Origin of the sequence: Pseudomonas trivialis, from assembly GCF_001439805.1 — a bacterium.
Lineage (GTDB): Bacteria > Pseudomonadota > Gammaproteobacteria > Pseudomonadales > Pseudomonadaceae > Aquipseudomonas > Aquipseudomonas trivialis.
Genome location: NZ_JYLK01000009.1, coordinates 85,114 through 110,342, shown reverse-complemented (window position 1 = coordinate 110,342; position 25,229 = coordinate 85,114). Strand labels below are relative to the sequence as shown.

21 protein-coding genes are annotated in these 25,229 nt (G+C 60.7%); 16 read left to right on the top strand and 5 right to left on the bottom strand.

Annotation, left to right across the window (positions count from 1 at the left end):
• Positions 1–20: 20 nt before the first annotated feature.
• Positions 21–1,001, bottom strand: coding sequence for a transcriptional regulator FtrA (gene ftrA / locus TU79_RS14995; protein ID WP_057008704.1), 981 nt, complete (start codon positions 999–1,001; stop codon positions 21–23).
• Positions 1,002–1,406: 405 nt separating this feature from the next.
• On the opposite strand from ftrA, the gene TU79_RS14990 reads away from it, so the two are divergent.
• From TU79_RS14990 to TU79_RS14970, 5 genes are all read left to right on the top strand, one after another.
• Complete coding sequence (locus TU79_RS14990) at positions 1,407–2,639, top strand: cation:proton antiporter domain-containing protein (RefSeq protein ID WP_057008703.1); 1,233 nt, start codon at positions 1,407–1,409, stop codon at positions 2,637–2,639.
• Positions 2,640–2,680: 41 nt separating this feature from the next.
• Positions 2,681–3,481, top strand: a complete 801-nt coding sequence (locus TU79_RS14985) for a HalD/BesD family halogenase (protein ID WP_057008702.1) — start codon at positions 2,681–2,683, stop codon at positions 3,479–3,481.
• Positions 3,482–3,562: 81 nt separating this feature from the next.
• The gene (locus TU79_RS14980) at positions 3,563–4,309 is read left to right on the top strand and encodes an iron-containing redox enzyme family protein (protein WP_057008701.1); all 747 of its coding nucleotides are present in this window, start codon (positions 3,563–3,565) and stop codon (positions 4,307–4,309) included.
• Complete coding sequence (gene rarD / locus TU79_RS14975) at positions 4,306–5,235, top strand: EamA family transporter RarD (protein WP_057008700.1); 930 nt, start codon at positions 4,306–4,308, stop codon at positions 5,233–5,235. The genes TU79_RS14980 and rarD overlap by 4 nt, the downstream gene beginning before the upstream one ends.
• 52 nt (positions 5,236–5,287) lie before the next feature.
• Entirely contained in the window at positions 5,288–6,277 is a 990-nt protein-coding gene (locus TU79_RS14970; RefSeq protein ID WP_057008699.1) for an aspartate-semialdehyde dehydrogenase, read from the top strand.
• A gap of 122 nt (positions 6,278–6,399) precedes the next feature.
• Here the strand turns inward: TU79_RS14970 and TU79_RS14965 are convergent, their stop codons facing one another.
• Positions 6,400–7,065 carry a GntR family transcriptional regulator gene (locus tag TU79_RS14965; protein WP_082638501.1) on the bottom strand — a complete coding sequence of 222 codons (666 nt, stop codon included), beginning with the start codon at positions 7,063–7,065 and terminating at the stop codon, positions 6,400–6,402.
• A gap of 255 nt (positions 7,066–7,320) precedes the next feature.
• Here TU79_RS14965 and TU79_RS14960 point away from each other — a divergent pair, with 255 nt between their 5' ends.
• The 5 genes from TU79_RS14960 (at position 7,321) to TU79_RS14940 (ending at position 14,379) form a co-directional block, all read left to right on the top strand.
• A complete protein-coding gene (locus TU79_RS14960) occupies positions 7,321–8,553 on the top strand; it encodes an NRAMP family divalent metal transporter (protein ID WP_057008697.1) in 1,233 nt (410 codons plus the stop codon).
• A 21-nt stretch (positions 8,554–8,574) separates the two neighbouring features.
• Positions 8,575–9,345 (top strand): LamB/YcsF family protein, encoded by a 771-nt coding sequence (locus tag TU79_RS14955; protein ID WP_057008696.1) that lies wholly within the window; start codon positions 8,575–8,577, stop codon positions 9,343–9,345.
• A gap of 77 nt (positions 9,346–9,422) precedes the next feature.
• Complete coding sequence (locus TU79_RS14950) at positions 9,423–11,042, top strand: 5-oxoprolinase subunit B/C family protein (protein WP_057008695.1); 1,620 nt, start codon at positions 9,423–9,425, stop codon at positions 11,040–11,042.
• The gene (locus tag TU79_RS14945) at positions 11,039–12,772 is read left to right on the top strand and encodes an acetyl/propionyl/methylcrotonyl-CoA carboxylase subunit alpha (protein WP_057008694.1); all 1,734 of its coding nucleotides are present in this window, start codon (positions 11,039–11,041) and stop codon (positions 12,770–12,772) included. The genes TU79_RS14950 and TU79_RS14945 overlap by 4 nt, the downstream gene beginning before the upstream one ends.
• A gap of 173 nt (positions 12,773–12,945) precedes the next feature.
• Positions 12,946–14,379, top strand: coding sequence for a glycosyltransferase family 39 protein (locus TU79_RS14940; protein ID WP_057008693.1), 1,434 nt, complete (start codon positions 12,946–12,948; stop codon positions 14,377–14,379).
• A 15-nt stretch (positions 14,380–14,394) separates the two neighbouring features.
• Here the strand turns inward: TU79_RS14940 and TU79_RS14935 are convergent, their stop codons facing one another.
• Positions 14,395–14,883 carry a TIGR00645 family protein gene (locus TU79_RS14935; protein ID WP_024077486.1) on the bottom strand — a complete coding sequence of 163 codons (489 nt, stop codon included), beginning with the start codon at positions 14,881–14,883 and terminating at the stop codon, positions 14,395–14,397.
• Between the two features lie 163 nt (positions 14,884–15,046).
• On the opposite strand from TU79_RS14935, the gene TU79_RS14930 reads away from it, so the two are divergent.
• On the top strand, positions 15,047–16,870 hold the full coding sequence (locus tag TU79_RS14930) for a hypothetical protein (protein WP_082638500.1): 1,824 nt from the start codon (positions 15,047–15,049) through the stop codon (positions 16,868–16,870).
• An 8-nt stretch (positions 16,871–16,878) separates the two neighbouring features.
• Here TU79_RS14930 and TU79_RS14925 read toward each other — a convergent pair whose 3' ends face one another.
• Both TU79_RS14925 and TU79_RS14920 read right to left on the bottom strand, forming a co-directional pair.
• On the bottom strand, positions 16,879–17,196 hold the full coding sequence (locus tag TU79_RS14925) for a PA4575 family protein (RefSeq protein WP_057008692.1): 318 nt from the start codon (positions 17,194–17,196) through the stop codon (positions 16,879–16,881).
• 368 nt (positions 17,197–17,564) lie between these two features.
• Positions 17,565–20,003, bottom strand: coding sequence for a Lon protease family protein (locus TU79_RS14920; RefSeq protein WP_057008691.1), 2,439 nt, complete (start codon positions 20,001–20,003; stop codon positions 17,565–17,567).
• Positions 20,004–20,271: 268 nt separating this feature from the next.
• Here TU79_RS14920 and TU79_RS14915 point away from each other — a divergent pair, with 268 nt between their 5' ends.
• The 5 genes from TU79_RS14915 to TU79_RS14895 all read left to right on the top strand — a co-directional run bounded on the left by TU79_RS14915 (position 20,272) and on the right by TU79_RS14895 (position 25,063).
• Positions 20,272–20,760, top strand: a complete 489-nt coding sequence (locus tag TU79_RS14915) for a DUF3015 domain-containing protein (protein ID WP_017253712.1) — start codon at positions 20,272–20,274, stop codon at positions 20,758–20,760.
• Between the two features lie 92 nt (positions 20,761–20,852).
• Entirely contained in the window at positions 20,853–22,706 is a 1,854-nt protein-coding gene (locus tag TU79_RS14910; protein ID WP_057008690.1) for an Lnb N-terminal periplasmic domain-containing protein, read from the top strand.
• A 105-nt stretch (positions 22,707–22,811) separates the two neighbouring features.
• The gene (locus TU79_RS14905; protein WP_057008689.1) at positions 22,812–24,029 is read left to right on the top strand and encodes an MFS transporter; all 1,218 of its coding nucleotides are present in this window, start codon (positions 22,812–22,814) and stop codon (positions 24,027–24,029) included.
• A 109-nt stretch (positions 24,030–24,138) separates the two neighbouring features.
• A complete protein-coding gene (locus TU79_RS14900) occupies positions 24,139–24,495 on the top strand; it encodes a hypothetical protein (RefSeq protein WP_057008688.1) in 357 nt (118 codons plus the stop codon).
• A 70-nt stretch (positions 24,496–24,565) separates the two neighbouring features.
• Positions 24,566–25,063: a GreA/GreB family elongation factor gene (locus tag TU79_RS14895; RefSeq protein WP_057008687.1), complete on the top strand. Its 498-nt coding sequence runs from the start codon at positions 24,566–24,568 to the stop codon at positions 25,061–25,063.
• The last annotated feature ends 166 nt before the right edge of the window (positions 25,064–25,229 follow it).

Genomic DNA, 25,229 nt, shown 5'->3' with positions numbered 1-25,229 from the left:
CCTCGCTGAGGTTTGTCACACTAGGCCGTCTGTTCGCGGGGCACGCCGATGCCAAAACGCTCGCGGTAAGCAGAGGGTGGCAGTCCGACTGCATTTCGAAACGCCTTGCGAAAGCTCTCTACCGAACGATAACCACAGACCCTCGCAATACCGGCTGCGCTCTGATCGGTGCTTTCCAGCAAATCCCTGGCACGGTTCAGACGCTCCTGCTGCAACCAGACCTTGGGGGGTAACCCGGTCGTCTCGACAAAACGCCTGAGGAACGTGCGCTCGCTCATCGCGACCTGACTAGCCATGTCGCAAACGCTTAGTGGCTTGTCCAGATTTTCACGAGCCCATTGAAGTACGCGGGTCAGCTCGTTACGCGGCGATTTGCTCACAGGAGCCACGATGAATTGTGACTGGCCTCCCGTTCGCTGAGGCGCCATGACCAGGCGCCTGGCCACCGAATTGGCAATGTGGGTACCGAAGTCGCGCAGGATCAGGTGCAGGCAGGCGTCAATGCCCGCAGCGCTGCCCGCCGAGGTAATGATCTGCCCGGAATCCACATACAGTACGTTCGGGTCAACCGTGATCGCCGGAAAGCTTTCGGCCAGCTCTTCACTGAGCTGCCAATGCGTCGTTGCCGTTTTGCCATTGAGCAAACCGGTGGCAGCCAGAACAAATACGCCTGAACAGATCGACAACAGGCGGGCGCCTCGTGCATGGGCATTTCGCAACGCCTCCAACAATGCCTCAGGTGGTGCTTCATGACGACTGCGCCATCCCGGAATGATGATTGTCCGGACGTTGTCGAGCATCTCCAGGCCGGCATCGACACTGATTTGAATGCCACCCAATGCATGCATGGGCCCTTGCTCGACCGCAACAGTCAGGCAGGTGTACCAAGGGACATCGATTTCCGGGCGTGGCAGACCAAAGATCTCCAGCGCGATGCCGAACTCGAATACACAGAGGCCTTTGTAGACAAGGATCGCAACTGTTCCAGGATGATCAAGCATTTGGCGAAAATTTACCGTTTATTGGCGGGTGCCGCACTGTAGCTGACCGATCGAGTCCCCTACAATCATTAGCGACAATCCTGAGAAGAACAGACGACCACGCTTTACCCAAGCGAATGTCGCAGTGTTGGCGCAACCCTGAATGCGCTGACAGACGATTGTCCACTGTCCATACAATGAACAGTTTGACTGACACGCCGTGCCCCATCGTTATCAACCTGTTATCGGCGCTGGCTCAAGTCTATGAAGCACTTCAATCCTGCCATTAAATAACCCGTCACCTCGACGCATTAACAGCCAGAGCAATACTGGCTGATCGCGGTGGAGAGGGTCATAACGCGTGAACGCCCGTTAATGACCGATTGCTGTATGAGATTAACCAGGACGCGATTGGGGACAGGGATTATGTTGTTTGTACAGATCTTGTTTGTAATGCTGACGGCAAAGTTGCTCGGCGCCGTATTGGCACGTTTTGGCCAGCCCCAAGTGGTAGGGGAAATGATCGCCGGTTTCGTACTGGGACCGGTTATTCTCGGTCAATTATTCCCAGGCTTTCATCAACGACTGTTCGATGCAGACGCAATGCGTCAATTGAAAGTTCTCAGCGAATTGGGACTTTTGCTGTTTACCTTCGTCATTGGCGCTGAATTCCGCTTTCCTGCCAAAGGCAGCAAGACCGGCGTCAAGGCGCTGGTGATTGGCGGGTTCAGTATTGTGATCCCCTTTGCGCTGGGTGTGGCGATCGCTCCCTGGCTGTTCGAACGCTTTGCACATCCAACAGTGTCAGCGTTGGGTTTTACGCTGTTCATAGGCACGGTGTTTTCGGTCACGGCATTTCCGGTGCTGGCGCGAATTCTCAAAGAGCGGGCGCTCCTCGACACTGAGGTGGGGACAATCGCACTAGTGGCGGCAGCCATGACCGATGTGGTCGCATGGCTGCTGATTGCTCTGGTGGCGATGGTCAGCGGCCACGACGGCAGTTGGCTGATGCTCGGCGGGCGAGTAGCCGGACTTTTATCCCTGGTAGCCGTATCGTTTTTCCTGCTCAAGCCACTGCTGTGCAAATGGCTGGCCGCCCAAGAACGGCTTGCCCAGCCAAAGGTACTGATAGCGCTGGTCGCCGGCGTGCTGATTTATGGCAGCCTGACTCACGCCCTCGGCGTGCATGCAGTGTTCGGCGCGTTCATGTTCGGTTTGTGCCTGCCACGAGATCAGCAGTTGCTTGAAATGATCATCGAGCGTCTGGAGCATGTTTCGCTGATCATCCTGATGCCCTGCTTCTTCGCTTTGACCGGCTTAAGTACCAGCGCTTCGGCATTCTCCAGTCTGGGCTTGCCCGTGCTGGGGGTCATTCTGACTGTCGCCATTATCGGCAAGATTGTCGGCAGCGCCCTCGGCGCCCGATTGATGGCCTACCCGTGGTCGATGTCACTGACGCTCGGTGTCTTGATGAACACCCGCGGCCTGATGGAGTTGGTGGTGCTCAAGATCGGTCTCGACCTGGGCATCATCGGCGCCGAACTGTTTACCGCTTTAGTGGTAATGACCATTGTCACCACTTTAATGACCGGTCCCTTGTTGAGTTTGAAAAGGCGTCGATGGCCGGCCCTGCGCACAGCGCATCAATCACACATTTAATAATGTGCTATCTCGATCAATAAAAAAGGAAAGGAGCCCCTATGAAAACTCAGCAATCCGGCTTGGCGGTTAATGCACTTGAGCAGCAACTTGAAAAGCACTTTCAAACCATTCTGTCCGATGAAACGCGAATGAAGAAAATTCGCAATGAATTTCGCCGCGACGGTTACTTTAACTTCAAGAACTTCTCATTCCTGCCACGCACTGTGTTGGAAGATGTTCATAAAGAAGTGCATGAACTGCTGAACGAGTATTCGGTACGTCGCGACGTCACTGTCCCGTCCACCGGCAACACTTACCGCAAAATGTATAACGTCAACCAGCCGGAAATCGCTGAAGGCGGCACGTTGATTCCAGCCCTGTACACGTCTGAAGCCCTGCGCACATTTCTCGGTAATATTGCCGGTGACGACCTGGCGTCCTGCTGGGAGCAGGAACAGTACCTTGTGACCAAACTCAGTCATCCGGGCGACACCCACGGCTGGCACTGGGGCGACTACCCGTACACCATGATCTGGATCATCGAAGCGCCTGAGGACCCGGCGATCGGTGGCGTCCTGCAGTGCGTGCCGCACAGCGAGTGGGACAAGGAGAATCCGCAAATCTGGAAGTACATCCTCAACAACGACATCAAGTCCTATCACCACCTCAAGGGCGATGTGTACTTCCTCAAGTCCGATACCACCTTGCACCACGTTGTGCCGATCCAGCAGGAAACGACTCGCATCATTCTCAACACCTGCTGGGCAAGCGCCCATGATCGCCGCGCCGATGTCGCCCATGAAAGCATCGACGTCATCTGGGGTACCGAAGCGCGCAACGCCGAAGCTTCAGAAGCCTGATCTACTCGCTACCTGACGATCGCGGCCACCGCAGGGTCTGTGCCTAATACCGTTGCTTTTGTATCCTCAAGGAGAATCACCATGTCCATCAGTCAAGAAACGTTCCAATCCGAATCCGCTTACGTTGTACGAGACAGTGGCGTCGATCTGGAACTGAAGTTGTTCATGGATGAGCAGATTGACTACATCCTCAAGCACCGTGCCACTGAGCACCCGTTCCTGAATGCCTATGCGCAGAAAGGCCTGAGTCCCGAGCACAGCAAGGTGCTGTATCTGGAAACGCTGCACTACTTCAAATTTCTGCCGTTCTACGTGTGCGGTATTTCCACCATTACCCGTGACGAAGCGGTGTTGCGCACAATCGCCTTCAATGCTCGCGACGAACTGGGCGAAACCCAATCGCACTCGGACCTGTATCGCAAGTTCCTTCACAACAAGGGCATCGACGAGGCACAGATCGAGGCTTACAAATGCCTGCCGAGCACCCAAGCTCTGAACGATGGCATTTGCGCGCTCTACAACACACCGCCGCTGCAGAAAGCCCTTGGCGGCCTGTTTGCCGATGAAGCGATGTCGGCATCGATGGTTTCCAAGTACAACGACGGCCTGATACACGAAGGTATGGACGAGCGCGGCCGGTTTTTCTGGACGTTGCACATGGAAGTGGAAGTCGGCCATTCCAACGCCGTATTCAATGTCATGGGAAAACACTTGCAGACCCAAGAGCAGCGTCGGCTGTTTGCCGAAGGCATTGAGCAGTACTTGCATCTGATGGAAATGTTCTGGGACGGCATCGAACGCAAACTCAATGCAGAGGCACTCCAATGAATGCAAAAAACGAGTCTGGCAATGGCGTGGCGTTCGGTCTCGGTGCCACCCTTCTATGGGGTTCGTACCCACTGTGGTACAAGCCGCTGGCAGGGCTGGATGCCTATCACCTGCTTTCGTGGCGAGTGGTATTCGCGGAGCTGTTCCTCGTGGCTCTGTTGCTGCTGACCGGGCGCCTGCCGGTGCTGCGCTCGACCCTCAAAACAGTGCGTCCGATCAACGTGCTGACGGTCGCAGCGGTGCTCGGGCTGTGGTGGCTGATGTACATCTACGGGATTATGACCGGACGCGTGCTGGAGGTCGCTTTCGGTTACTTCCTCAGCCCGATAATGAGCATGCTGGTGTCACGGTTGATCTTCAAGGAGCGGCTGACAACCTTGCAGACCTGGGCGATTTTGCTTGCTGTAACCGGTGTCACCTTGATGGCCTTTGAGCTGCTTAATCTGCGGTCATTCCCCTGGATAGCATTAGTAATAGGCTTCTGCTATTCCTTCTACGGCATATTCAAGAAGAAGGTGCCCGGAGACCCGGTCGTGGTGCAGACGCTGGAGATCGGCGTGTTGTTGCCGTTCGCGGCCGTGTTCCTGATGCTGGCTCATGCGGCGGGCCAGGGGCATCAGTTCCTGCTATCGACCAGCCACGACCTGCTGCTGGTCGCCACTGGCCTGATCACCGTACTGCCGTTGTGGTGGTACAGTCTGGCAGCCAAACGTCTGTCGATGATCACGCTGGGTTTCCTGCAATTCGTCCCACCGATCTGCAACTTCGTACTGGCCGCCTTCGTGTATGGTGAGCCAGTCTCGTCACTGAAGCTGGCTGCTTTCGCATTTATCTGGCTGGCATTGACGCTGTTTACCTGGAACTCGATTCGGGTGCAACGGGCTAACGCCGCTTCCAACCCGGCGGTACAACTGCGTACTGCATGAGCAACCCGCGCGCCGTCGTTTCGACGGCGCGCGGGCATATAAGGAGATTCGAATGAAAAAAATCGCTGTGGTCGGATGCACCGGTGCCGTAGGCATGACCATGCTCGAACTGCTGGAAAATACTGCGTACGAGGTCGTGTGCATGGCCTCGCAGCGCTCGGCCGGCAAGCGACTGAAGGTGGGTGACAGCGAGCACTTGATCGAGCCATTCTCGGTCGAAGGTTGCGCCACCTGCGACATCGTCTTTCTTTGTGTATCGGGGTCGTTCGCCCTAGAGTATGGCGAGCGTCTTGCGCAGTCTTCCTATGTTATCGATAACTCGTCCGCATTCCGTTACGCAGATCACGTGCCCCTGTTGGTTCCGCCCATCAATGGCCAGCGCTACGCCGGTGAAAAGCTCATCGCCAACCCCAATTGTTCGTCAGCCATCGCGCTGATGGTACTGGGCCCGTTGCACGACGAATACCAACTCGAAAGTGCGATCATCTCCACTTACCAAGCCGCCAGCGGCGCCGGTCAGCCTGCAATGGAAGAGCTTCGGGAGCGGGCCAGATCATTCACCGATTACGGTGATAACGACAGTGCCGAGCACTTCGCGCATAACCTGGCATTCAATGTCATTCCTCAAGTCGACTCGTTTGAAGACAACGGTTACACACGCGAAGAGATGAAGGTGGTCTGGGAGTTGCGCAAGGTTCTGGGCGAACCCGACCTGGCCATCAGCACAACCGCCGTACGCGTACCCACCTTGCGCTCCCACGCGGAAGCCCTGAGCCTGCGCTTCACAAAACCTGTCCAGTCGCTGGACCGTGTTCGCCAGTTGCTAGCCGCTGCTGCAGGCGTTGAAGTCGTGGATACGCCCGCGACTGGGAGTTATCCGATGCCGATGACCTCCACCTACAAACACGCGGTCGAGGTCGGCCGGATCCGCTACAATCTGATCTACAAGGAACATGGCCTGGACATGTTCATCAGCGGCGATCAATTATTACGAGGGGCGGCGCTGAACGCGTTCGAGATCATGCAATTGTTACCCGACTGAAATCGACTATCGTCTGCGATTGCCTGCTCAGCGATGTAATCCAGGCGAGCACAGGTGGATCCCAGGCACCCATTGATCATCTAAAGACGTCCACGGACGTCTTTTTTATGACTGCAACCTCCCTACCCCCTCCCCCTGCGCTCAAACGCCGCCAACACCGTCCGCTCCGACTGCACCAAATACCCCTCCAGCATCACCACCGCATCCCCCGCACGCCCTTCCTCAACACACCGAAGTATCGAAGCATTCATGTCCAGAAACGGCAGGTGCAAAAACTGCGGATCATTAAGCAAGCCAAACGCCAGCCGCAACTCAGCCGAGATTTGTCCATAAAACACCAGCAGGCGCGGGCTGTCGGCGAGTTCGACGATGGCGGTGTGGAACGCCATGTTGGCCGTGCCCACTGCCACCCAATCCTTGGCTTCGCGTGCGCGTGCGCCGGCTTCGACGGCTTGCTGCATGTGCAGGGCGCCGGGGTGCTGGGGGTAGCCTTGGGCGATTGCCTTGCATTCGATGAAGCGGCGCACGCGGTAGAGGTCGATGATCGAGGCCATGTCGGGCGCTGCGACGGTGACGCCGCGGTTGGGTTCGTGTTTGAGCAGGCCTTCGCGGGTCAGCACTCTGAACGCTTCCCTCAGGGTGTTGCGCGAGATATCCAGAGTCTCGGCCAGTGCGGCTTCGGACAGGCGTTGGCCGGGCACGAGTTCGCCTTCGACCAGCATTCTGCGTATTTCCTGGGTGATGGATTCTCCCAGCGTGCGAGGAAGAGTGGGAGGTGCGTCGTTCATAAGAAATCCAAGGTAGGAATAACCGCGCGGTTATTCCATCAGAGCTGGGTGCAAGGCACAAGGATGACGCAGGGAGCGTGCTTCATTAAGTAGCAGCTTGCGGGCTTTGGGTAACAATTGAGTGCACATGAATCACTCATTAACAACAGATTGTTCAACAATAAACCCTTTATCAACCCACACTTAGGTGCCGATTCATGGCTTCTGGCACACACATTGCTCAGTCGAGGTATCTCTCACTGTAGGAACGATGCCGTGACACAGACTCCTCAAGCGTTCACAAAAGACCGGCGCGCCTCTCTGGTGGCGGCGATTTTCATGATGGCGACGTCGGCCATCGGGCCGGGCTTTCTGACGCAGACGGCGACATTCACGGCGACCCTCGGCGCGGCGTTTGCGTTCGGCATTCTGGCCTCGATCCTGATCGACTTCGTGGTGCAGTTGAACGTCTGGCGCATCGTGTCGCTGACGCGGATGCGCGCCGCGGACCTGGCCAACGCGGCAATCCCCGGGAGTGGCTACCTGCTGACGTTGCTGGTGCTGTCCGGCGGTCTGGTGTTCATGCTGGGCAATATCGCCGGTGCGGGCCTCGGCTTGAATGCGTTAACCGGCCTGGACCCCAAATGGGGCGGGGCGTTGAGTGCGCTGCTTGCCATCGCGATTTTCTCGTCCCATCGCGCCGGCATTGCCATGGACCGCATCATGATGGCGCTGGGCATTCTCAAGGTGTGCCTGATCCTGTTCGCCGCCTTTGCCACCCATCCGCCGTTGGGCGAAGCCCTGCGTCAATCGGTGTGGCCTGACTTCATCGACTTCGCCGCCATCACCACCATCGTCGGCGGCACGGTCGGCGGTTACATCACTTATGCCGGCGCGCACCGCCTGCTCGACCGGGGCACGGTGGGTGTGGAAAACATTGAAGCGGTTTCCAGGGCAGCGCTGACCGGCATTCTGGTCACGGGCGTGGCGCGTTATGTGTTGTTCCTGGCGATTCTCGGGGTGGTGGCCAGTGGCGTCGTCATCGATGTGTCCGGCCAGGGCGCCAACCCAGCGGCCCAGGCGTTTCATGCGGCGGCGGGTAATATCGGCATGATGATGTTCGGCCTGGTGCTGTGGGCGGCGGGGATCAGCAGTGTGATCGGCGCTTCGTACACGTCGATGTCCTTTATTACCGTGTTTTCAAAGCGCATCACCGAGCGCGTGCGTCACTTGGCTACCGTGGTGTTCATCATCATTTCGCTGGCCGTTTATCTGGTGCTGGGCAAACCACCGGCGGCGTTGCTGGTGTTCGCTGGCGGCTTCAATGGGCTGATCCTGCCGCTCGGTCTGAGCATCTTCATGTACGTGGGCTGGCGCCGCTCCGATCTCATGGACGGCTACCACTATCCTCGCGGGTTGCTGGTGCTTGGTATCCTCACCTGTCTGCTGTCGTGGTTCATGGCCTACAAGTCGGCGGGTGCCATCTTTGCCTTTATCGGCGCGGCCTGATTTAACCGGAGGTTACTTTTGATGCGTGCAATTGATCTTAACAGCGACCTGGGCGAGAGCTTCGGCGCCTGGAGCATGGGCGACGACAGCGCGATGCTCGATGTGGTGACCAGCGCCAACGTCGCCTGCGGTTTTCATGCCGGCGACCCGGCCGGCATCCTGCGCACCCTGCAAGCCGCCGCCGCCAAAAACGTCACCATTGGCGCCCATGTGGCTTACCCGGACAAGGTCGGCTTCGGTCGCCGCAACATGGACCTGGCCAGCGATGAACTGACCGCCGACGTGATCTACCAGATCGGCGCGCTTCAAGGCCTGGCCAGGGCTGCGGGCACGGCGGTGCGCTATGTAAAACCCCACGGCGCGTTGTACAACACCATCGCCCACGACCGTCGCCAGGCGCTGGCGGTGATCGCCGCCCTCCGCGCCATCGATCCCACGCTGATACTGGTGGCCCTGGCCGGTTCCACGCTGATCCAATGGGCGCGCGACGAGGGCTTGCAGTGTGTCGCGGAGGCCTTCGCCGACCGCGCCTACACGCCCCAAGGCACGCTGGTGTCGCGACGTGAACCGGGTGCGGTGCTGCACGATCCGAAACAGGTGGCCCAACGCATGCTGCGCCTGGTCGAGGACGGCACCATTGAAGCCATTGATGGCACGCGCACCCGCATCGAGGCCGACTCCATCTGCGTGCATGGCGACAGCCCCGCAGCGGTGGACATGGCGCGCGAACTGCGCCGAGTGCTGGAGCAGGCCAACCTGTCCGTGCGGCCGTTTGCCGGAGATCGCCCATGAATGCGTTCACCCACGCGCCCGGCCACCTGTTCATCACCGATGTGCCTGACAGCACTTGCCACGTCTAGGAGCTTCCCGTGCGCTTTCTACCGGTCAACCTGGACACCCTGCTCGTCGAATTGAACGACCTCGACCAAACCCTGGCCCTGTTCGACGCCCTGATGGCGGAGCCGATTGCCGGCGTGGAAGAAATCGTGCCTGCCGCGCGAACGTTGCTGATCCAGTTTCGCCCCAGCGCCATCGAGCGCCAGGCGCTGGTCGAGCGCATCGCCGGCCGGGACCTGAGCCAGCGCCGCGAAGGCGAGCAGCGCCGGGTGGAAATCCCCGTGCACTATAACGGCGAAGACCTCGATGAAGTCGCCACCCTGCTGGGTATCAGCCGCACCGAAGTGATTCAGCGCCACACCGCCCATGACTACAGCGTGGCCTTTTGTGGCTTCGCACCGGGTTTTGCCTACCTCACCGGCGGCGCCGGTTTCCAGGTGCCGCGCCGGCGAACCCCGCGCACCCGCATACCGGCGGGCGCCGTGGCCCTGGCCGGGGACTTCAGTGGCGTCTACCCCCAGGCCAGCCCCGGTGGCTGGCAGATCATCGGCGTCACGCCGTTGCAGATGTGGGACCTGAACCGCGCCGAACCGGCCCTGCTGCGCCCTGGCTATAAGGTGCGATTCACCGACGCCGGCCCGCTCCCGGCCGGCGGTTTGCCCGCTCCCGCAGCCGCCGCGCGTGCCGCCGCCCCCAGCGGCGCCTGCCTGGAAATCATCAGCCCCGGGTTACACAGCGTGTTGCAGGACATGGGCCGCCCCGGCCAGACCGATCAGGGCGTGTCGCGCTCCGGCGCGCTGGACCTCGGCGCCCTGCGCGCGGCCAACCGCGCCGTGGGCAACCGCTCGGACATGGCCTGTGTGGAATCGGTACTCGGCGGCCTGAGCTTTGTTTGCCACGGCCATGCAGTGATCGCGGTCACTGGCGCGCGCACGCCGGTCACCATTACCAGCGCCAGCGGCCTGCACTGGACGGCCGACAACTACCAGCCCATCGAACTGGCCATGGGTGATCGTGTGAGCCTGGGCGCACCGTTGGCGGGGCTGCGCAGCTACCTGGCGATACGTGGCGGTTTTGACGTCACGCCGGTGCTCGGCAGCCTGTCCACCGACACCCTGGCCCAGGTCGGCCCCCCGGCGCTCGCCGTCGGCGACCGCCTGGGCTTTACCCCACGCACCACCGGCACCAGCGTATCGCTGCAGGAAGCGCCGGCCTTCGAACTGCCGACGGCAGCGGACATCGTCACCCTCGACGTGGTGATGGGGCCACGCACTGACTGGTTTACCGAAGATGCCGTGCAGCGCCTGAGCAGTCAGCTGTGGCGCGTCACCTCGCAGTCCAACCGCGTCGGCATTCGCCTGGCCGGGGACATGCCGCTGACGCGCAGCAATCACCAGGAATTGCCCAGCGAAGGCACCGCCGTCGGCGCCATCCAGGTGCCGGCCAGTGGGCAACCGGTGCTGTTCCTGGCCGACCACCCGCTGACCGGCGGCTACCCGGTGATCGCCGCCGTGGCCAATCACCACCTGGACCTGGCCGGGCAGATACCGATCAATGCGCAGATTCGCTTCAACCCGCTGAACACATTCAGCGAACTCCAACCGCGCACAGATGCCTCTTTTTCAACTGCCGATGCGAAGAAAAGCCCATGAAAAAATTACTGATCGCCAACCGTGGTGAAATCGCCATCCGCATCGCCCGCGCCTGCCGTGACTATGGGGTGCAATCGGTTGCGGTGTACGCCGACGCCGACATCGACGCCCTGCACGTGCGTCAGGCCGACGAAGCCTATGCCCTGAACGGCCAGCGCCCGGCAGACACCTACCTGGATATCGAAAAACTCCTGGCCATTGCCAAACGCAGCGGCGCTGATGCCGTGCACCCAGGTTACGGTTTTCTGTCCGAGCGCGCCGACTTCGCCCGCGCGGTGATCAACGCAGGGCTGGTGTGGGTTGGCCCGAATCCCGAGACCATCGACGTGCTGGGCGACAAGGTCGAGGCGCGCAAACTGGCGCAGCAGGTCGGCGCACCGCTGGTGGCCGGTACGCCAGGCCCGGTCGAAAGCGCGGCCCAAGTGCTGGCGTTTGCCGAGCAGCATGGCCTGCCGATTGCCATCAAGGCCGCCTTTGGCGGTGGCGGGCGCGGCATGAAAGTGGCCTGGCGCCTGGACGAGGTCGCCGAACTGTTCGCCTCGGCCGTGCGCGAAGCTGAAGCGGCGTTCGGCCGTGGTGAGTGTTTCGTCGAACAGTTCCTCGACCGTCCTCGACACATCGAAGCGCAAGTCATCGCCGACAAACACGGCAAGGTCGTGGTGGTCGGCACGCGTGACTGCTCGCTGCAACGCCGTAACCAGAAGCTGGTGGAAGAAGCCCCCGCGCCGTTCATCAGCGACGCACAGCGCGAGCGTATCCATCAGTCGGCCCACGCTATTTGCGCCAGGGCCGGTTACGTCGGCGCCGGCACGGTGGAATTCCTGCTCAGCCAGGATGGCACGCTGTCGTTTCTGGAGGTCAACACGCGTCTTCAAGTCGAGCATCCGGTCACCGAGGAAACCACCGGCGTGGACCTCGTGATCGAGCAACTACGCATCGCCGACGGTTTGCCGTTGTCGTTCAGCGAAACGCCAGTGCCGCGCGGTCACAGCTTTGAATTTCGCATCAACGCCGAAGACCCGGGCAAAGGCTTTCTACCCACCCCCGGTCACATCAGCGCGTTTCAGCCCCCTTCCGGCCCCGGCGTGCGCCTGGACAGCGGCGTGGTCACGGGTTCGAGCGTACCCAGCACCTTCGATTCGATGATGGCCAAGCTGATCGTCAGCGGCGCCACCCGCGAACAGGCCATCGCCCGCGCCCGCCGTGCCCTGGCAGAGTTCAACATCGAAGGCATCGCCTCGGTACTGCCCTTCCACCGGGCTGTGATGGAACATGCCGACTTCACCGGCGCCGACCGCTTCGCCGTGCACACCCGCTGGATCGAAACCGACTTCGCCGAACAGATCACCCTCGCCCCACGCAGCGCCTTGTCGGCCGACCCCGAGGTGCTGCGCACCTTCGTCGAAATCGACGGCAAGCGCCACGAACTGGGCCTGCCCGCCGCCCTGTTGCGCGGCATCAGCCTGAACGGACCGGCCCCCGCCAGCGCCAGCCCAAGCGAGGCCGCAGATCCACAAGCGGTGCTGACACCGGTAGCGGGCAACCTGCATGCCTGGGTCGTCGGCGACGGTGAATCGGTCAGCGCCGGCCAAGTGATCGCCGTGGTGGAAGCGATGAAAATGGAAACCTCGATCCTCGCCCCCTGTGCGGGCGTTGTTCAGATTGCCGAACAGGCAGGTGCTTATTTCGAGGCTGGCTGCGTGATTGGGCGAATCAAGACAGCCAATTGAGTTGAACGCTTTGTTCACAGGCTGCACGCGCAACGGGGGATTAGCTCGATTGCCGCGTGCAGCCTGCAGACAACCGCACTCTCGTTCACGGATTGTTAAGAAACACCTCCCTATACTTGCCGATTGCCATGTCCGCTCCCCCGAGCGGTCCCCTGCCCCGGTAGCCACACTCCATGACGCGTCCCGTTCCTCTGCTGCTTCTGCTCGTTGGTCTGTTGTTCTTCTTCGCCCTGGGTAACCATGAATTGCAAGGTTCCACCGAAGCCCGCGTGGCCGGGATTGCCATGGCCATGCACCTGGACAACGACTGGGTGGTGCCGCGCCTGTTTCAGGAACCGTTTCTGGAAAAACCGCCCCTGAGTTTGTGGCTCGACGCCGGTGCGATTCGGCTGTTTGGCGCCAGCACCGGGGCGGTGCGTCTGGCGTCGGCGTTTGCCGGGCTGTTCAGTGTGATGCTGTTGTACGGGATGCTGCGTACTTTCGGGCGGCCGAAGACGTTGGCGTTCAGCGCAGCGCTGATCCTGGCGACCATGGCCAGTTACTGGGGCAATGTGCGCGGCGTGGGTGAGGACTCATTGCTCAGTCTCGGCGTGACCACCGCACTGCTGGCGTTTTACCAGGCCGTGCGGCCTGATCGCGAAGGCTCCAGCACCTGGGCCTGGGCGCTGTTCGCGGCCGGTATGGTCATCGCTACCCTGAGCAAGGGCGTGCTGGGCCTGGCGATGCCGGGCATCGTGATCTTTGTGTACCTGGTCAGCATCAGCCTGATGGACAAGCGCCTGAGCATCGGCGACTGGCTCAAGCCGGCGCTGTTTACCCTGCTGGCGTTGCTGCCGCTGGTGATCTGGCTGGGGTTTCTGTTTCAGCGCGACGGGATGCAGGCGGTGGGCGAAGTGCTGTTGACCAACAGCGTCGGTCGCTTCAGCGGCTCGTTTGTCGAAGCCGGGCATTACGAGCCGTTTTACTACTACCTGGTGAAGCTGCCCGAGGCGTTTTTGCCGTGGAATATTCTGGTGTACCTGGGCCTGTGGCACTTTCGCAAAAGCCTGGTGCGCAACCGTTATCGCCTGTTTTTCAGCGTGTGGCTGGTGGCGCAATTTACCTTGCTGACCCTGGCGTCCAGCAAGCGCACGGTGTACCTGATGGCGCTGACGCCGGCGGCCGCCGTGCTGGCCGCCGAATATGTGCGCGTGCTGCTGGCATGGCTCAAGGAACACAAGCCGGCGCTGTACGCGCACCATCGGCGCGTGATCGGCGCGGTATTCACCCTGGCCATCGCCTGCTACCTCACGGCGGCCTTCTGGTTCGCGCCCAAAGCGGACGTGCGCCACTCGTTCGTGCCGGTGATCAGCGAGATCCAGACCCTGCGGGACCAGGGCAAAAACGTGGTGCTGTTTCAACCCAACGAGCGGATTGCGGGCGCCAGCGTGTTCTATCTGCGGGCTTATCTGCCGATCCTGCGCACCGAACCGCAATTGCGCAGCTACCTGACCGCAAACCCCGGCAATGTGGCGCTGGTGGATCGCACCGAGCAACTGCAGGAAAAGGTCACGGTGACCAAACAGATGTCGATCAATCGCCAGCCTTACTACTTTATCGAGCAGTAAGGCCGGCGCGGTGCATCAGTGCTTGGTGAGTTTGTCCAGATAACCCATGGCGAACGCCGAGACCACGAAGGTCATGTGGATGATCACGTACCACATCAAATGCTGCGGATCGACGTTCTTGGCGTCCATGAAGATGCGCAGCAGGTGGATGGAGGAAATCGCCACGATGGACGCCGCCACTTTCATCTTCAGCGAAGAGGAGTCCATGGTGCCCAGCCAGTTGAGCTTTTCCTTGTTGTCATCGATATCCAGTTGCGAGACGAAGTTCTCGTAGCCGGAAATCATCACCATCACCAGCAGGCCGCCGACCAGGGCCATGTCGATCAGCGACAGCAGCACCAGGATCAGTTCGGACTCGGCCATCGAGAACACGCTCGGCAGCAGGTGGATCACTTCCTGGAAGAATTTCAGCGCCAGGGCCAACAAGCCCAGGGACAGACCGAAATAGATAGGCGCCAGCAGCCAGCGCGAGGCGTACATAGCATTTTCGATAAAACGTTCCATTGAATCTCACACAGCGTGGCTAGAAATGGCGGCGAGTATACCAGCCGCCGCCAGCCGCCTGTCACCGCGAGAAAACTGACGTGTACGGCATCTGTAAGCGCGTTTATCTGCTAGTGTCGAGCCCATCAAATCGACTCAATGCTGTCGGACAGGAAAACTTGCAATGATGGATGTGCGATCTCCCTTGGCCAGCGTCGGCCTGTGCGCGGCATTGCTGCTGACCAGCGGCTGTTCTCCCAGCGAAGAGCAGAAGCAGGCCACCCTCGAAGAGAAAACCGCCACGTTCGAACAGTCCCTCGACGGCATCCAGGACCCCAAGCTGCGTGACGCCATCGCCGACCTCGGCGGTTCGCTGTTGCTGCTTGAACGCGCGCAAACCAAGCTTGCCAGCAAACCCATCGAGCCCGAGTACGGCGAAGACTCCCTGGCCCTGCTCAAGCACTACGCCACGCCGCAGGCCTTGGTCGACACCTACATCAACGGCCTGTTCGTGCTGCGCAGGGCCTCCCATTCGGACTACCTGACAGATTTGCAGCCGGTATTCCCCTTCACTTTCAATGTGCCTGAGCAGTTTCCTTTCCCCCACAACCTGGAATGGCAGTCGGTCACCTTGAGCAACAACAAGGTGATTCCATTCCAGCCGGAATGGTCGGAAACCGATCCCGGCATCCAGTTGAGCCCCAGCAGCTCCAACCTGACCAACCCCGACGACCTGACGGTGACCTACCCGTTCTTCGACGGCATCGAGACCGAAAACAAGAGCCAGCCGCAGCCGGTGAGCCTCAAGGGCGCGGTGGAAGTGGTAGCACCCGGCAAGGTGCTCAGCTTCGACCTGTCGAAAAAGGACGTCGGTCACACGCGCACCGAAGGCACTGTCACCGTCAACCTGCTGCTGCTTGAAAAGAACTACGCCGAGCTCGAACTCACCAACAGCGCGCCCCTGGCGCCGGAACTCGCGGATGATTCGCCCAACCCGCTGCTGGTCCAGGCACGGGACATTACCGGGCAGTTTCTGACGCGTTCGGGCTCGATCAACGAAAGTGCCGCGCAAGTGGCGTTCTACGAAAAACAACTGGCCGAGCTGCAAAAGCAAAAAGCCTGGTCGCCGGCCCTTGAAAAACAGCTGACCGATGAGCAAAAAGCCTTCGAGCAAAAACAGCACCGGTATTACGCCAAGGTCTACTTCAATGGCGTGATCGACGCCCTGCAAGTCAATGTGCTGGACTTTTCCAGGGTCACCGTCACCCGCAAGGACCTCGACCTGCCGGTTCTGCGGTTTGACAAGAACAGCCTGGAAAAGACCGTGCAAGCCTTGCCGATGCCCGTCACGGTGTACGACGACGGCGCCGCGAGTTGGCTCAAGGACGCGTCGATGACCGAAGAGCAGCTGAAAAACAGCGTCACCATCAGCCAGTCCGTCGACGATGCCAGCGCCGCGCATGTGGTGTTCGATCACCCCTTTACCTTCAACGACGATTTGGTGGGCGCCGAACGCAACAGCAGTGAGGCGCCGGTGACGTTTTTTACCGCCGACGAAAAAGGCGAGCGCGGCGACCCTATCGAGTTGCCCACCGAGGCCTTCGAACTGAACCCGGCGCGCGGCCTGCTCACCTACGACCTCAACCTGTTCCCGGAGAATCCGGCGTTTGTGGTGGGCTCGATCCCGCTGTTTCTGGCCACTATCGAAAAAACCACGCTGGATGCGACCAAGCTGCCCAAGGGCCTTTCGCTCAAGGACAACGCGCTGATCGTCGATCAACAAGCCTTTCCCGCCGACAGCTGGCGCTTCTACGCCAAGGACGCCAGCGGCAATTACCTCAAGGAAATCCTCGGCGTCAGCCACCGCGCCGAGGAATACGGCACGGCGATGTTCGACGTGCATTACTTCTACGGCCAGCCGACCAGCCTGGAAGGCTACCAGCGCACCGACCTGAGCACCGTGCAATATGGCTTCGAGGTCAAGCTGGACAAGCCTGAAAGCAAATAACGCGGCGATTAGAGGACAAGGCGTTCTTGCCTGCGATTGAGTTGGCGCAGGTAGGCCTGCAAATGCAGGCCCCATATCGGCGGCTCGCGCCTCTGCACATAGCCTTGCAGCGTGAGGCCGTCGACAATGGTGCCCAGCAGGGTTTCAGCGGCGCAGGCCCCATGAAACGGGCCCTCGGCCTTGATGGCGGACGGCTGCTCGCCGGCCATGCCTGCTGCGAATAACAACATCCATAACCCACTGTCCCCGGCAAGCGGGCGAACGGTGCATTCGATACGGGTTTCCAGGCCCAGGCATTGACGGGTAAGGCAAAGGTTGCGCGGCATGGCGGCGCCCCTCGGTAGACTGGTTTACCTCAGAGTAGAAGAAAACCAAGACAAACCAAGGCTGTAGAGACCAACGGCGACAAACCGTCAATTTAACGTCTCGCAGCACACAGGTGCCTCTGTGGCGAGCGGGCTTGCCCCGCGTTGGGGTGCGAAGCGCCCCCAATCAATACCAACGCGGTGTACCTGACACTGCGCAGAGCCTGGTTTTGGGGCTGCTGCGCAGCCCAACGCGGGGCAAGCCCGCTCGCCACAACAAGCCCGCTCACTACAGAGATGTGGTTGCCTGAAACTTCAGTCTTTAAACTCAAAAAATCAGGTTGTATTTGAGAAGGGGGGTGGCCCCTTCCCACATTGGTTACTCAGCGTCAGGTCGGTTTGGCTTCGGCCAGCGCCAACTGTGCCAGTTCCTTCTCCGCTTCTTTCAGGTCTTCCTCGCTGATCATCTCGGCAATCGCGCGCAGGCGCTCAACCACCCGCGCGTTCACCGTGCCTTCGGGGAATTGCCCTTCGTCGTCGGGCTCGCCGGCGTCCTCGCCCACCAGCAGGCTCAGCGCTTCATCCGCCTGGCGCACCGCATAGATGTGAAACTGCCCGGCGCGCACGGCCTGCAGCACTTTCTCATCCAGCATCAGCGTGGTCACGTTGGCCTTGGGAATGATCGCGCCCTGCTCGCCGGTCAGCCCGCGCGCTTCACAGAGGCGGAAGAAGCCCTCGATCTTCTCGTTGACCCCGCCCACCGCCTGCACTTCACCAAACTGGTTGATCGAGCCGGTAATGGCAAAGCACTGCTTGAGCGGCGTTTTCGACAGTGCCGAGATCAACGTGCACGCCTCGCCGAGGGACGCACTGTCGCCGTCCACATAACCGTAGGACTGCTCCAGCGCGATACTCGCGGAGATCGCCAGCGGAAACTCCTGGGCATAGCGGCTGCCCAGGTAACCAGTGAGGATCATCACGCCCTTGGAGTGAATCGGCTGTCCGAGGTTAACCTCGCGCTCGATGTCGACAATGCCGCTGCCGCCCGGGTACACCGTGGCGGAAATCCGCGCGGGCACACCGAACGCCGAGTCGCCGACTTCCAGCACGGTCAGGCCGTTGCACTTGCCCACCGCAGCGCCGGCAGTGTCGATCAGGATCACCCCGGCGAGCATGTCATCCAGAATCCTCGCCGAAACCCGCCCGGTGCGCGTGGCCTTGGCCTTGAGCGCGCGCTCGATATGCCCGGCGTCGGTCATCTCGTCGCCCGCCAGGTGGCGAATGAAATCCGCCTCGCTCACCAACTGGAACAAATCACCGATGCGCGCCGACAGGCGCCCCTGGTGTTCCGCCAGGCGTGCGCTGTAAGTGGCCAGCCGCGCCACGGCGTCCGAGGTCAGCGGCGCCATGCCTTCTTCCGACGTGCGGGTTTTGAGCAACTGGGCGAACTGCTCCAGGCTTTCGTCGACCATCGGAATGTCTTCGTCGAAGTCCACCAGCACCCGGAACATCTCCTGGAAGTCCGGATCGGCATCCTGCAACGCGTAGTACAGCTGGCGCGAACCGATGATGATCACCTTGACCTGCAGCGGAATCATCTGCGGGTTGAGGGTCACAGTGGCCAAACGGCCGAGTTCGCCCAGGGGCGACTCCATCTTCAGCTTGCGCGATTGCAGGGAGCGCTTGAGGGCGTCCCACACGAACGGCTCGCCGAGCATTTTTTCGGCTTCAAGGATCAGGAAACCGCCATTGGCGCGGTGCAGCGCGCCCGGACGCAGTTGGCGATATGTGGTGTAGAGCGCGCCCTGGTCGGTGCTGTATTCGATGCGGCCAAACAGGTTGTCGTAGGTCGGGTGCGGCTCGAACACCACGGGCGCGCCACCGTTGACCGCATGGCCCACCACCAGGCTCGGGCAGTATTGCTCTTCGAGCAGCTTGCGCGCCTGGGCGTCGGTCTTGGCGTCGTCCACCAGTTGCTCGACCACGGTTTTGAGCAGGTACACCTGCATGGCTTGTAGATAACCGCAAACGCCTGCGTTCTCGGCGTACTTTTCGGACAGCGGCGCGAGCAAGGGTTGCAGGGCCAGGGTGATGGTTTCTTCGTTGAACTGGCGCAGTTGGTTGTTCGACTCACGCTTCCACTGCGGCAGGCTGGCCAGCTCTTCGTTGAGGCGCTCTTCCAGTTCGGAGATGTCCGAGTGGAAGCGCTCGCGATCAGCCTCCGGCAACTGCGAGAACTCGGCCTCGTCCAGGGCCTTGCCGTCGAGCATCGGGGTGAAAGCGATGTTGGTGCTGTCACGGTACAGCGCCACGTCCTTTTCCAGGGCCAGACGTTCGATCACGTCCAGGGCCTTGTCGTAGCGCTGGTTGAACGCGCGGTCGATGGCGCTTTTGCGCTGTTGATAGGTGGGGTGTTCGAACACCGCCGGGAAGGTTGCCACCAGGTTGTCGACCAACCCGTTGATATCGGCGATGAACGCCGCCGCGCAGCCGCCCGGCAATTCCAGGGCACGCGGTTCGCGTGGCTCGTCGAAGTTATTCACATAGACCCAGTCCGATGGGGTCTGCAGGCGCTTGCCTTCGGCTTTCAGGTAGCGTTTGACGAACGAAAAGCGACCCGTGCCCGGCTCGCCCATGACAAACACGTTGTAACCGGGGCGTGGCATGGCCACACCGAACTGCAAGGCTTCAACCGCACGTTCCTGGCCAAGCACACCGCGAAAGGGCTCCAAATCATTGGTGGTCGAGAAGCTGAACTGTTCAGCGGAGAAAGGGCGAGTCAGCGCTTCGGGCGCTAGACGCAAGCTGGCAGCAACAGGATCAGGCATCGGGCTTCCTTACATCAGGCGGGGCAGATAACGGCATTCTGGCTCCCCCTTGCGCGCTCTGGCAAGGCGAGCCGTAGGGAAAGCATAGACACCGAGCGCGTCCTGCAAAAAAATCGCGACAACGGCGATTGTTTTATAAAAACCCACGGAACCCTTGGAACGTGCCTAAACTCCAAACTGCGCGGGTTGGACTAATAACTGGCCCCTAGGGCGTGATCAAGCGCCTGAACCCCTTGTCCATTGGTTTGCACACAAAGAGAACAAAGCTATGAAACGGATCCTTCTTGGTACTCTTTTCACCGTCGTCTCCCTCAATGCAATGGCAGAAGCACCAGGCGGCCCAAACTGCGGTTGGGGCAACATGTTGTTCGAAGGCCAGCGCGGCACTCCAGCTCACTTCCTGGCTTCCACCACCAACGGCACCTCGGGTAACGCCACCTTCGGCATGACCTCGGGCACCAACGGTTGCAGCACCAACAGCGCCCTGACCTACGGCGGCAAGTCCTGGATTGCCATGAATGGCATGATGAACGAGCTGTCCGAAGACATGGCCAAGGGCAACGGCGAAGCACTGACCACCTACGCCGTGGTACTGGGCGTGGCGCCAGAAGATCGCGAGCACTTTGCTGCCGTGACCCACGAGCACTTCCAGCAGATCTTCAGCAAGGCTGACGTGACCGCTGACGACGTGCACAACAACACCCTTGCTGTACTGAAAAGTGATTCGCGTCTGGCGAAATACGCTACCCAGGCTTAAGCTCGACCTGCCCGCGCCTCTTGAGGCGCGGGTTTTATTTTTTGGGCCCGCCTCCCCTTTGGGTCTCACTTTTTCCGACTTAAGTAGCCCTTATGCTCAAACGCTTTGCCTGGCTGGCACTCTTCGCCTGCGCCCCGCTGTACGCGGCCCCGCATATTGATGATCAACGTTTGCAGCAACTGGCCAACGATCCGTTCTGGCTATCTCTGGGCCATTACGAAGCCGGCAAGATCAAAGGCTGGCGCAGCTATGTCAGCGACAACACATTCTTTCTCGCAGCCGACGGTGCCCACCACCCGGATGCCGAGCTCAAGGCCACCGTTGAAGCGCTGTACGCTCCGGCCAGCCTTGGCGAAAAACACGCCCAATGCGTTTACCCCGCGCGCACCCGCTGGCTCAAGGCGCAGTTGCAACTGACCGACCTGCCTGCGCTGGCGTGCAAGGAATTCACCCAGTGGTTCAAGGACGTCGCGCCCCACAGCGCGGTGATGATCTTCCCGGCGGCCTACCTCAACAGCCCGTCGTCGATGTTCGGCCATACCCTGCTGCGCATCGACCAGGCGGATGTGCAGCGGGACAAGACCGCGCTGCTCAGCTACGCGATCAACTTCGGCGCCTACATCGAAGGCTCTGACAACAGCATTCTCTACGCCTGGAAGGGCCTCGCCGGCGGCTACCCCGGCCTGTTCGCGCTGGTGCCGTATCAGGAAAAACTCTCGGAATACCGCAGCCTCGAAAACCGCGACCTGTGGGAATACCGCCTCAACCTCACCGAAGTCGAGACCAAGCGCATGGTCGAGCACGTGTGGGAACTCAAGCAGATCAAGTTCGACTACTTCTTCTTCGATGAAAACTGCTCCTATCGCCTGCTGGAATTGCTGCAAGTGGCGCGCCCCGGCCTGCGCCTGACCGAGCAATTCCCCCTCACCGCCATCCCCACCGACACGGTCAAGGCGGTCAAGGACGCGGGCCTGGTGGAGAAGATCGACTATCGCCCGTCCCGCGAGCGCGAGTTGCTGGAACGCGCCAAGCCGCTGGACGGCGATGAGCAACAATGGGTGCTGAAGATCAGCGATGACCAGAAGCAGTTGCAGGCGCCGGGCTTCAAGGCGCTGCCGCGTGACCGTCAGGCGCTGGTCATCGACGCCGCCTACCGCCTGGGCCGCTACCGCGCCAATGGCCTGGAGCGCGACACCGCCCGCTCCCAGCGCAGCTTCGAATTGTTGCGCGCGATCAACCAGAACCCTGCGCCGGACCTGAAAATCACGCCGCCGGGCCTGCCGGAAAACGGCCACGAATCACGCACCTGGCAGGCCGGCATCGGCACTCGAGGCGACAAGGCCTTCGGCGAATACGGCCTGCGCATGGCCTACCATGACCTCAACGACAACGCTGAAGGTTTCCCCTTGGGTGCGCAGATCGAAATCCTGCAGATGAAACTGCGTCAGTACGAAGGCAATCACTGGCAACTGCAGCAACTGGACCTGGCCACCATCCGCTCCCTGACCCCGCGCAACGCGCTGTTGCAACCCTGGTCATGGCAAGTCACCGGCGGCCTGGAGCGCGTACCGGGCAAACACGACGACGAAACCCTGGTGGCCCACGTCAACGGCGGGGCCGGCGGCACCTGGCAATTGCGCGACGACATGCTCGGCTTCGCCCTTGGCACCGTGCGCGTGGAACACAACAACGACTTCAGCGAAGCGATCTCCCCCGCCGCCGGCTTCAACACCGGCGTGCTGTGGAAAAACCCGCTGGGCAACCTCAGCCTGGAGGCCAAGGGGGATTTCTTCACCAATGGCGAAGTACGCCGCAGTATCAGCCTGAACCAACAGTGGGAGCTGTCGCGCAACCTGGGCCTGCGCCTGAGTGCCCAGCGCGAGTACAGTCATCTGTCGACGCCGGTGAATGAAGTGATGCTGGAAGTGAAGTGGTATCACTACTGACCCACTTCAACCCATAGGACCTCTGTGGCAAGCCCCCTCGCCACAAAGACTTTCGGCGGTTCTAGAAAATTGCGTCGCCCCGTCTTCGCTGACAGAAGAGCTCTGATGCGTAAGGACTACCTGGCTTTTTTCATCTCGCTGTTTCTATCCAGGCTGGCCGATCAGATCCTGCTGTTCATCGTGCCGCTGGTGGTATTCCAGACCACCCACAGTGTCGCCTGGGCGGGGCTGGCCTTCTTCGTCGAATCGCTGCCGCGCTATCTTGCGTTTCCGTTGTGCGGCGCGCTGTGCGACAAATACTCCCCGATAAAAATCCTGCATATCAGCCAGGTCTATCGGGCCTTGCTGTGTGTGCTGGCCGTGGCGCTCCACGTTTTTTTCGGCGGTATCACCTGGGTGGTGCTGCTGTCGGCGCTGTGCGGGGTGCTGACCACGCAAGGCATCATGGCGCGCGAAGTGCTGATGCCGCATATCTTCGAGCACTACAGCTATACCAAAACCCTGTCGTATTCCCAGATCGCCGACCAGACCGGCCTGGTCCTCGGCCCACTGCTGGCGGCACTGATGCTGGAGGTGTGGGCCTGGCATTGGGTGGTGCTGTGGGTCGCCGGGCTGTTCCTGCTGGCGGACCTGAGCATGCTCGCGTGGCAACGCCTGAGCCGCGTGACCCTGGAGGTTTTCGAGCAGCATCAGGACCTCTGGCTGCGACCTCTGCGCATCGCGTTCGGGCATATCCGCCGTCTCACGGAGCTGAAAAAAGTCATCCTGCTGGCCGCAGGCGTGAACCTGATCGTCGGCGTCACCCTGGCCACCTCGGCGGCCATGGTGATCGGCCAATACAGCGCCGGCAAGGACAGCTACGCCGGGCTGCAGGCGGCGGGTGCGGTCACGACGATCGTGATCCTGTTTTTCCTCGCCCGAGCGGCACTGCCTCTGCGGCTGCTGGGCGGTGTCGGCTATTCGATGATTGCCACGGGGGCCTTGATCAGCGCGCTGAGCCCGAACCTCAGCGGCTATGTGCTGGGTTTCCTGTTGATTACAGGCTTCGACAAGATGTTCAACGTCTACCTGCGCACCCTCCGGCAACGGGTGATCCCGCCCCAGGATTTTGGCAAGACCGTGGGCGTGATCACCTTGCTGAACAACCTGTCGCAGCCTCTGGCAGGCCTGCTGGTGGCGCTGCTTGCGGCGCCGCTGGGCACGCAATCGGTGATCCTGATGCTGGCCGTGCTGGCGACCTTGCTGGGGGTGGGCGCCTGGTGGTGGTTCGCCAAGACACAGCCAGGGAACGTTGGGCACCGATCCAAACCAGATGAAAATTAACTGTGGGAGGGTTCCATCTCACAGCGTTCTCACCCGCCTTTCACGCCGCCCCGACAAATCCCTGACTAGACTTCCTCCCATAAGCCGAGAAACGGCCAGGGAGTGCGCCATGTGGCGGTATGCGGTGATGCTGGGCGCAGTGTTGTGGTTGTCGGGATGCCAAACAACCCATCAGGATCTGCTGGCCAAGGGTTATCCACCGGCGTTTGCCGATGGCTTCGATGATGGCTGTAGCAGCGGACGCCAGGCAGCCGGGGTGATCAGCGGGGAGTTTCGCAAAAATGTACCGCGTTACCTGAAAGACCGGGAATACGCCGCCGGCTGGGAGGATGGTTTTCGCCAGTGCAAGGCCATGCGTGAACACGAAGAACTGCGTGACTACAGAGACAACCGCTGGGACTACCGCGAGCGTGCCTGGCAGCGGGAGAAAGACCGCGACGCCGCCAGGGCCTACCGCGCCCAATAGATCGCTCCCACGCAGAACGCGGGAACGATCGAGCGGCGCACAGGGCCCAACCTCCATTGAGGAGAATGTCATGAGCCGAGCTTTTGTAAACGAAGACAACGCCGCCGCCCAGGCTGATCAGCCGGTAGAACGCCAGGTCAGCGAGCAGCCCAATCACCTCACCGCGTCCGGTTTGGCGCAGTTGCAGGCCAGGGTTGCGCAGTTGCAGGCCGAACACAGCGCCGAGTCCGCCAAGGGCGAGCAGGCCGATAAACAGCGCCAGGCTGATCTCGAGCGGGATCTGCGCTACTTCAACCAGCGGGTACAGAGTGCTCAGGTCGTTGCGCCGGCCACGTCGACCGACAAGGTGCAGATTGGCAGTTGGGTTACCTTCGCCAACGAGCAGGACGAACAGCAGCGCATTCAACTGGTCGGGGAAGACCAGGCCGACGCCAACGCAGGCCTGATCAACTGGGGCTCGCCCCTGGGTCGCGCGCTGCTGGGCGCTCAGGTCGGCGACGAGGTGGTGTGGAAACGGCCCGTCGGCGATCAGGTGATTGAAGTGTTGCACATCACGCCCGACGCTTAGCCCAGGCGGGTGTCAGCCGGTATACCGCCATCGGGAGCAAGCCCCCTCCCACAGGGGAATGCATTCCGACTGTGGGAGGGGGCTTGCTCCCGATGAACTCACCTTGGTATTCCTGAAAAAACGCAAAAAAAAGGAGCCCGAAGGCTCCGTTCTTACAAACAACCCG

Excerpts from the sequence above, each read along its gene's own strand:
- TU79_RS14895 (WP_057008687.1), top strand. The coding sequence starts at position 24,566 with ATGAGCCGAGCTTTTGTAAACGAAGACAACGCCGCCGCCCAGGCTGAT.
- TU79_RS14925 (WP_057008692.1), bottom strand. The coding sequence starts at position 17,196 with ATGCCGCGCAACCTTTGCCTTACCCGTCAATGCCTGGGCCTGGAAACC.
- TU79_RS14935 (WP_024077486.1), bottom strand. The coding sequence starts at position 14,883 with ATGGAACGTTTTATCGAAAATGCTATGTACGCCTCGCGCTGGCTGCTG.
- TU79_RS14915 (WP_017253712.1), top strand. The coding sequence starts at position 20,272 with ATGAAACGGATCCTTCTTGGTACTCTTTTCACCGTCGTCTCCCTCAAT.
- TU79_RS14920 (WP_057008691.1), bottom strand. The coding sequence starts at position 20,003 with ATGCCTGATCCTGTTGCTGCCAGCTTGCGTCTAGCGCCCGAAGCGCTG.
- TU79_RS14980 (WP_057008701.1), top strand. The coding sequence starts at position 3,563 with ATGTCCATCAGTCAAGAAACGTTCCAATCCGAATCCGCTTACGTTGTA.
- ftrA (WP_057008704.1), bottom strand. The coding sequence starts at position 1,001 with ATGCTTGATCATCCTGGAACAGTTGCGATCCTTGTCTACAAAGGCCTC.
- TU79_RS14990 (WP_057008703.1), top strand. The coding sequence starts at position 1,407 with ATGTTGTTTGTACAGATCTTGTTTGTAATGCTGACGGCAAAGTTGCTC.
- TU79_RS14905 (WP_057008689.1), top strand. The coding sequence starts at position 22,812 with ATGCGTAAGGACTACCTGGCTTTTTTCATCTCGCTGTTTCTATCCAGG.
- TU79_RS14955 (WP_057008696.1), top strand. The coding sequence starts at position 8,575 with ATGCGTGCAATTGATCTTAACAGCGACCTGGGCGAGAGCTTCGGCGCC.
- TU79_RS14985 (WP_057008702.1), top strand. The coding sequence starts at position 2,681 with ATGAAAACTCAGCAATCCGGCTTGGCGGTTAATGCACTTGAGCAGCAA.
- TU79_RS14945 (WP_057008694.1), top strand. The coding sequence starts at position 11,039 with ATGAAAAAATTACTGATCGCCAACCGTGGTGAAATCGCCATCCGCATC.
- TU79_RS14930 (WP_082638500.1), top strand. The coding sequence starts at position 15,047 with ATGATGGATGTGCGATCTCCCTTGGCCAGCGTCGGCCTGTGCGCGGCA.
- TU79_RS14965 (WP_082638501.1), bottom strand. The coding sequence starts at position 7,065 with ATGAACGACGCACCTCCCACTCTTCCTCGCACGCTGGGAGAATCCATC.
- TU79_RS14970 (WP_057008699.1), top strand. The coding sequence starts at position 5,288 with ATGAAAAAAATCGCTGTGGTCGGATGCACCGGTGCCGTAGGCATGACC.
- TU79_RS14940 (WP_057008693.1), top strand. The coding sequence starts at position 12,946 with ATGACGCGTCCCGTTCCTCTGCTGCTTCTGCTCGTTGGTCTGTTGTTC.
- rarD (WP_057008700.1), top strand. The coding sequence starts at position 4,306 with ATGAATGCAAAAAACGAGTCTGGCAATGGCGTGGCGTTCGGTCTCGGT.
- TU79_RS14910 (WP_057008690.1), top strand. The coding sequence starts at position 20,853 with ATGCTCAAACGCTTTGCCTGGCTGGCACTCTTCGCCTGCGCCCCGCTG.
- TU79_RS14900 (WP_057008688.1), top strand. The coding sequence starts at position 24,139 with ATGTGGCGGTATGCGGTGATGCTGGGCGCAGTGTTGTGGTTGTCGGGA.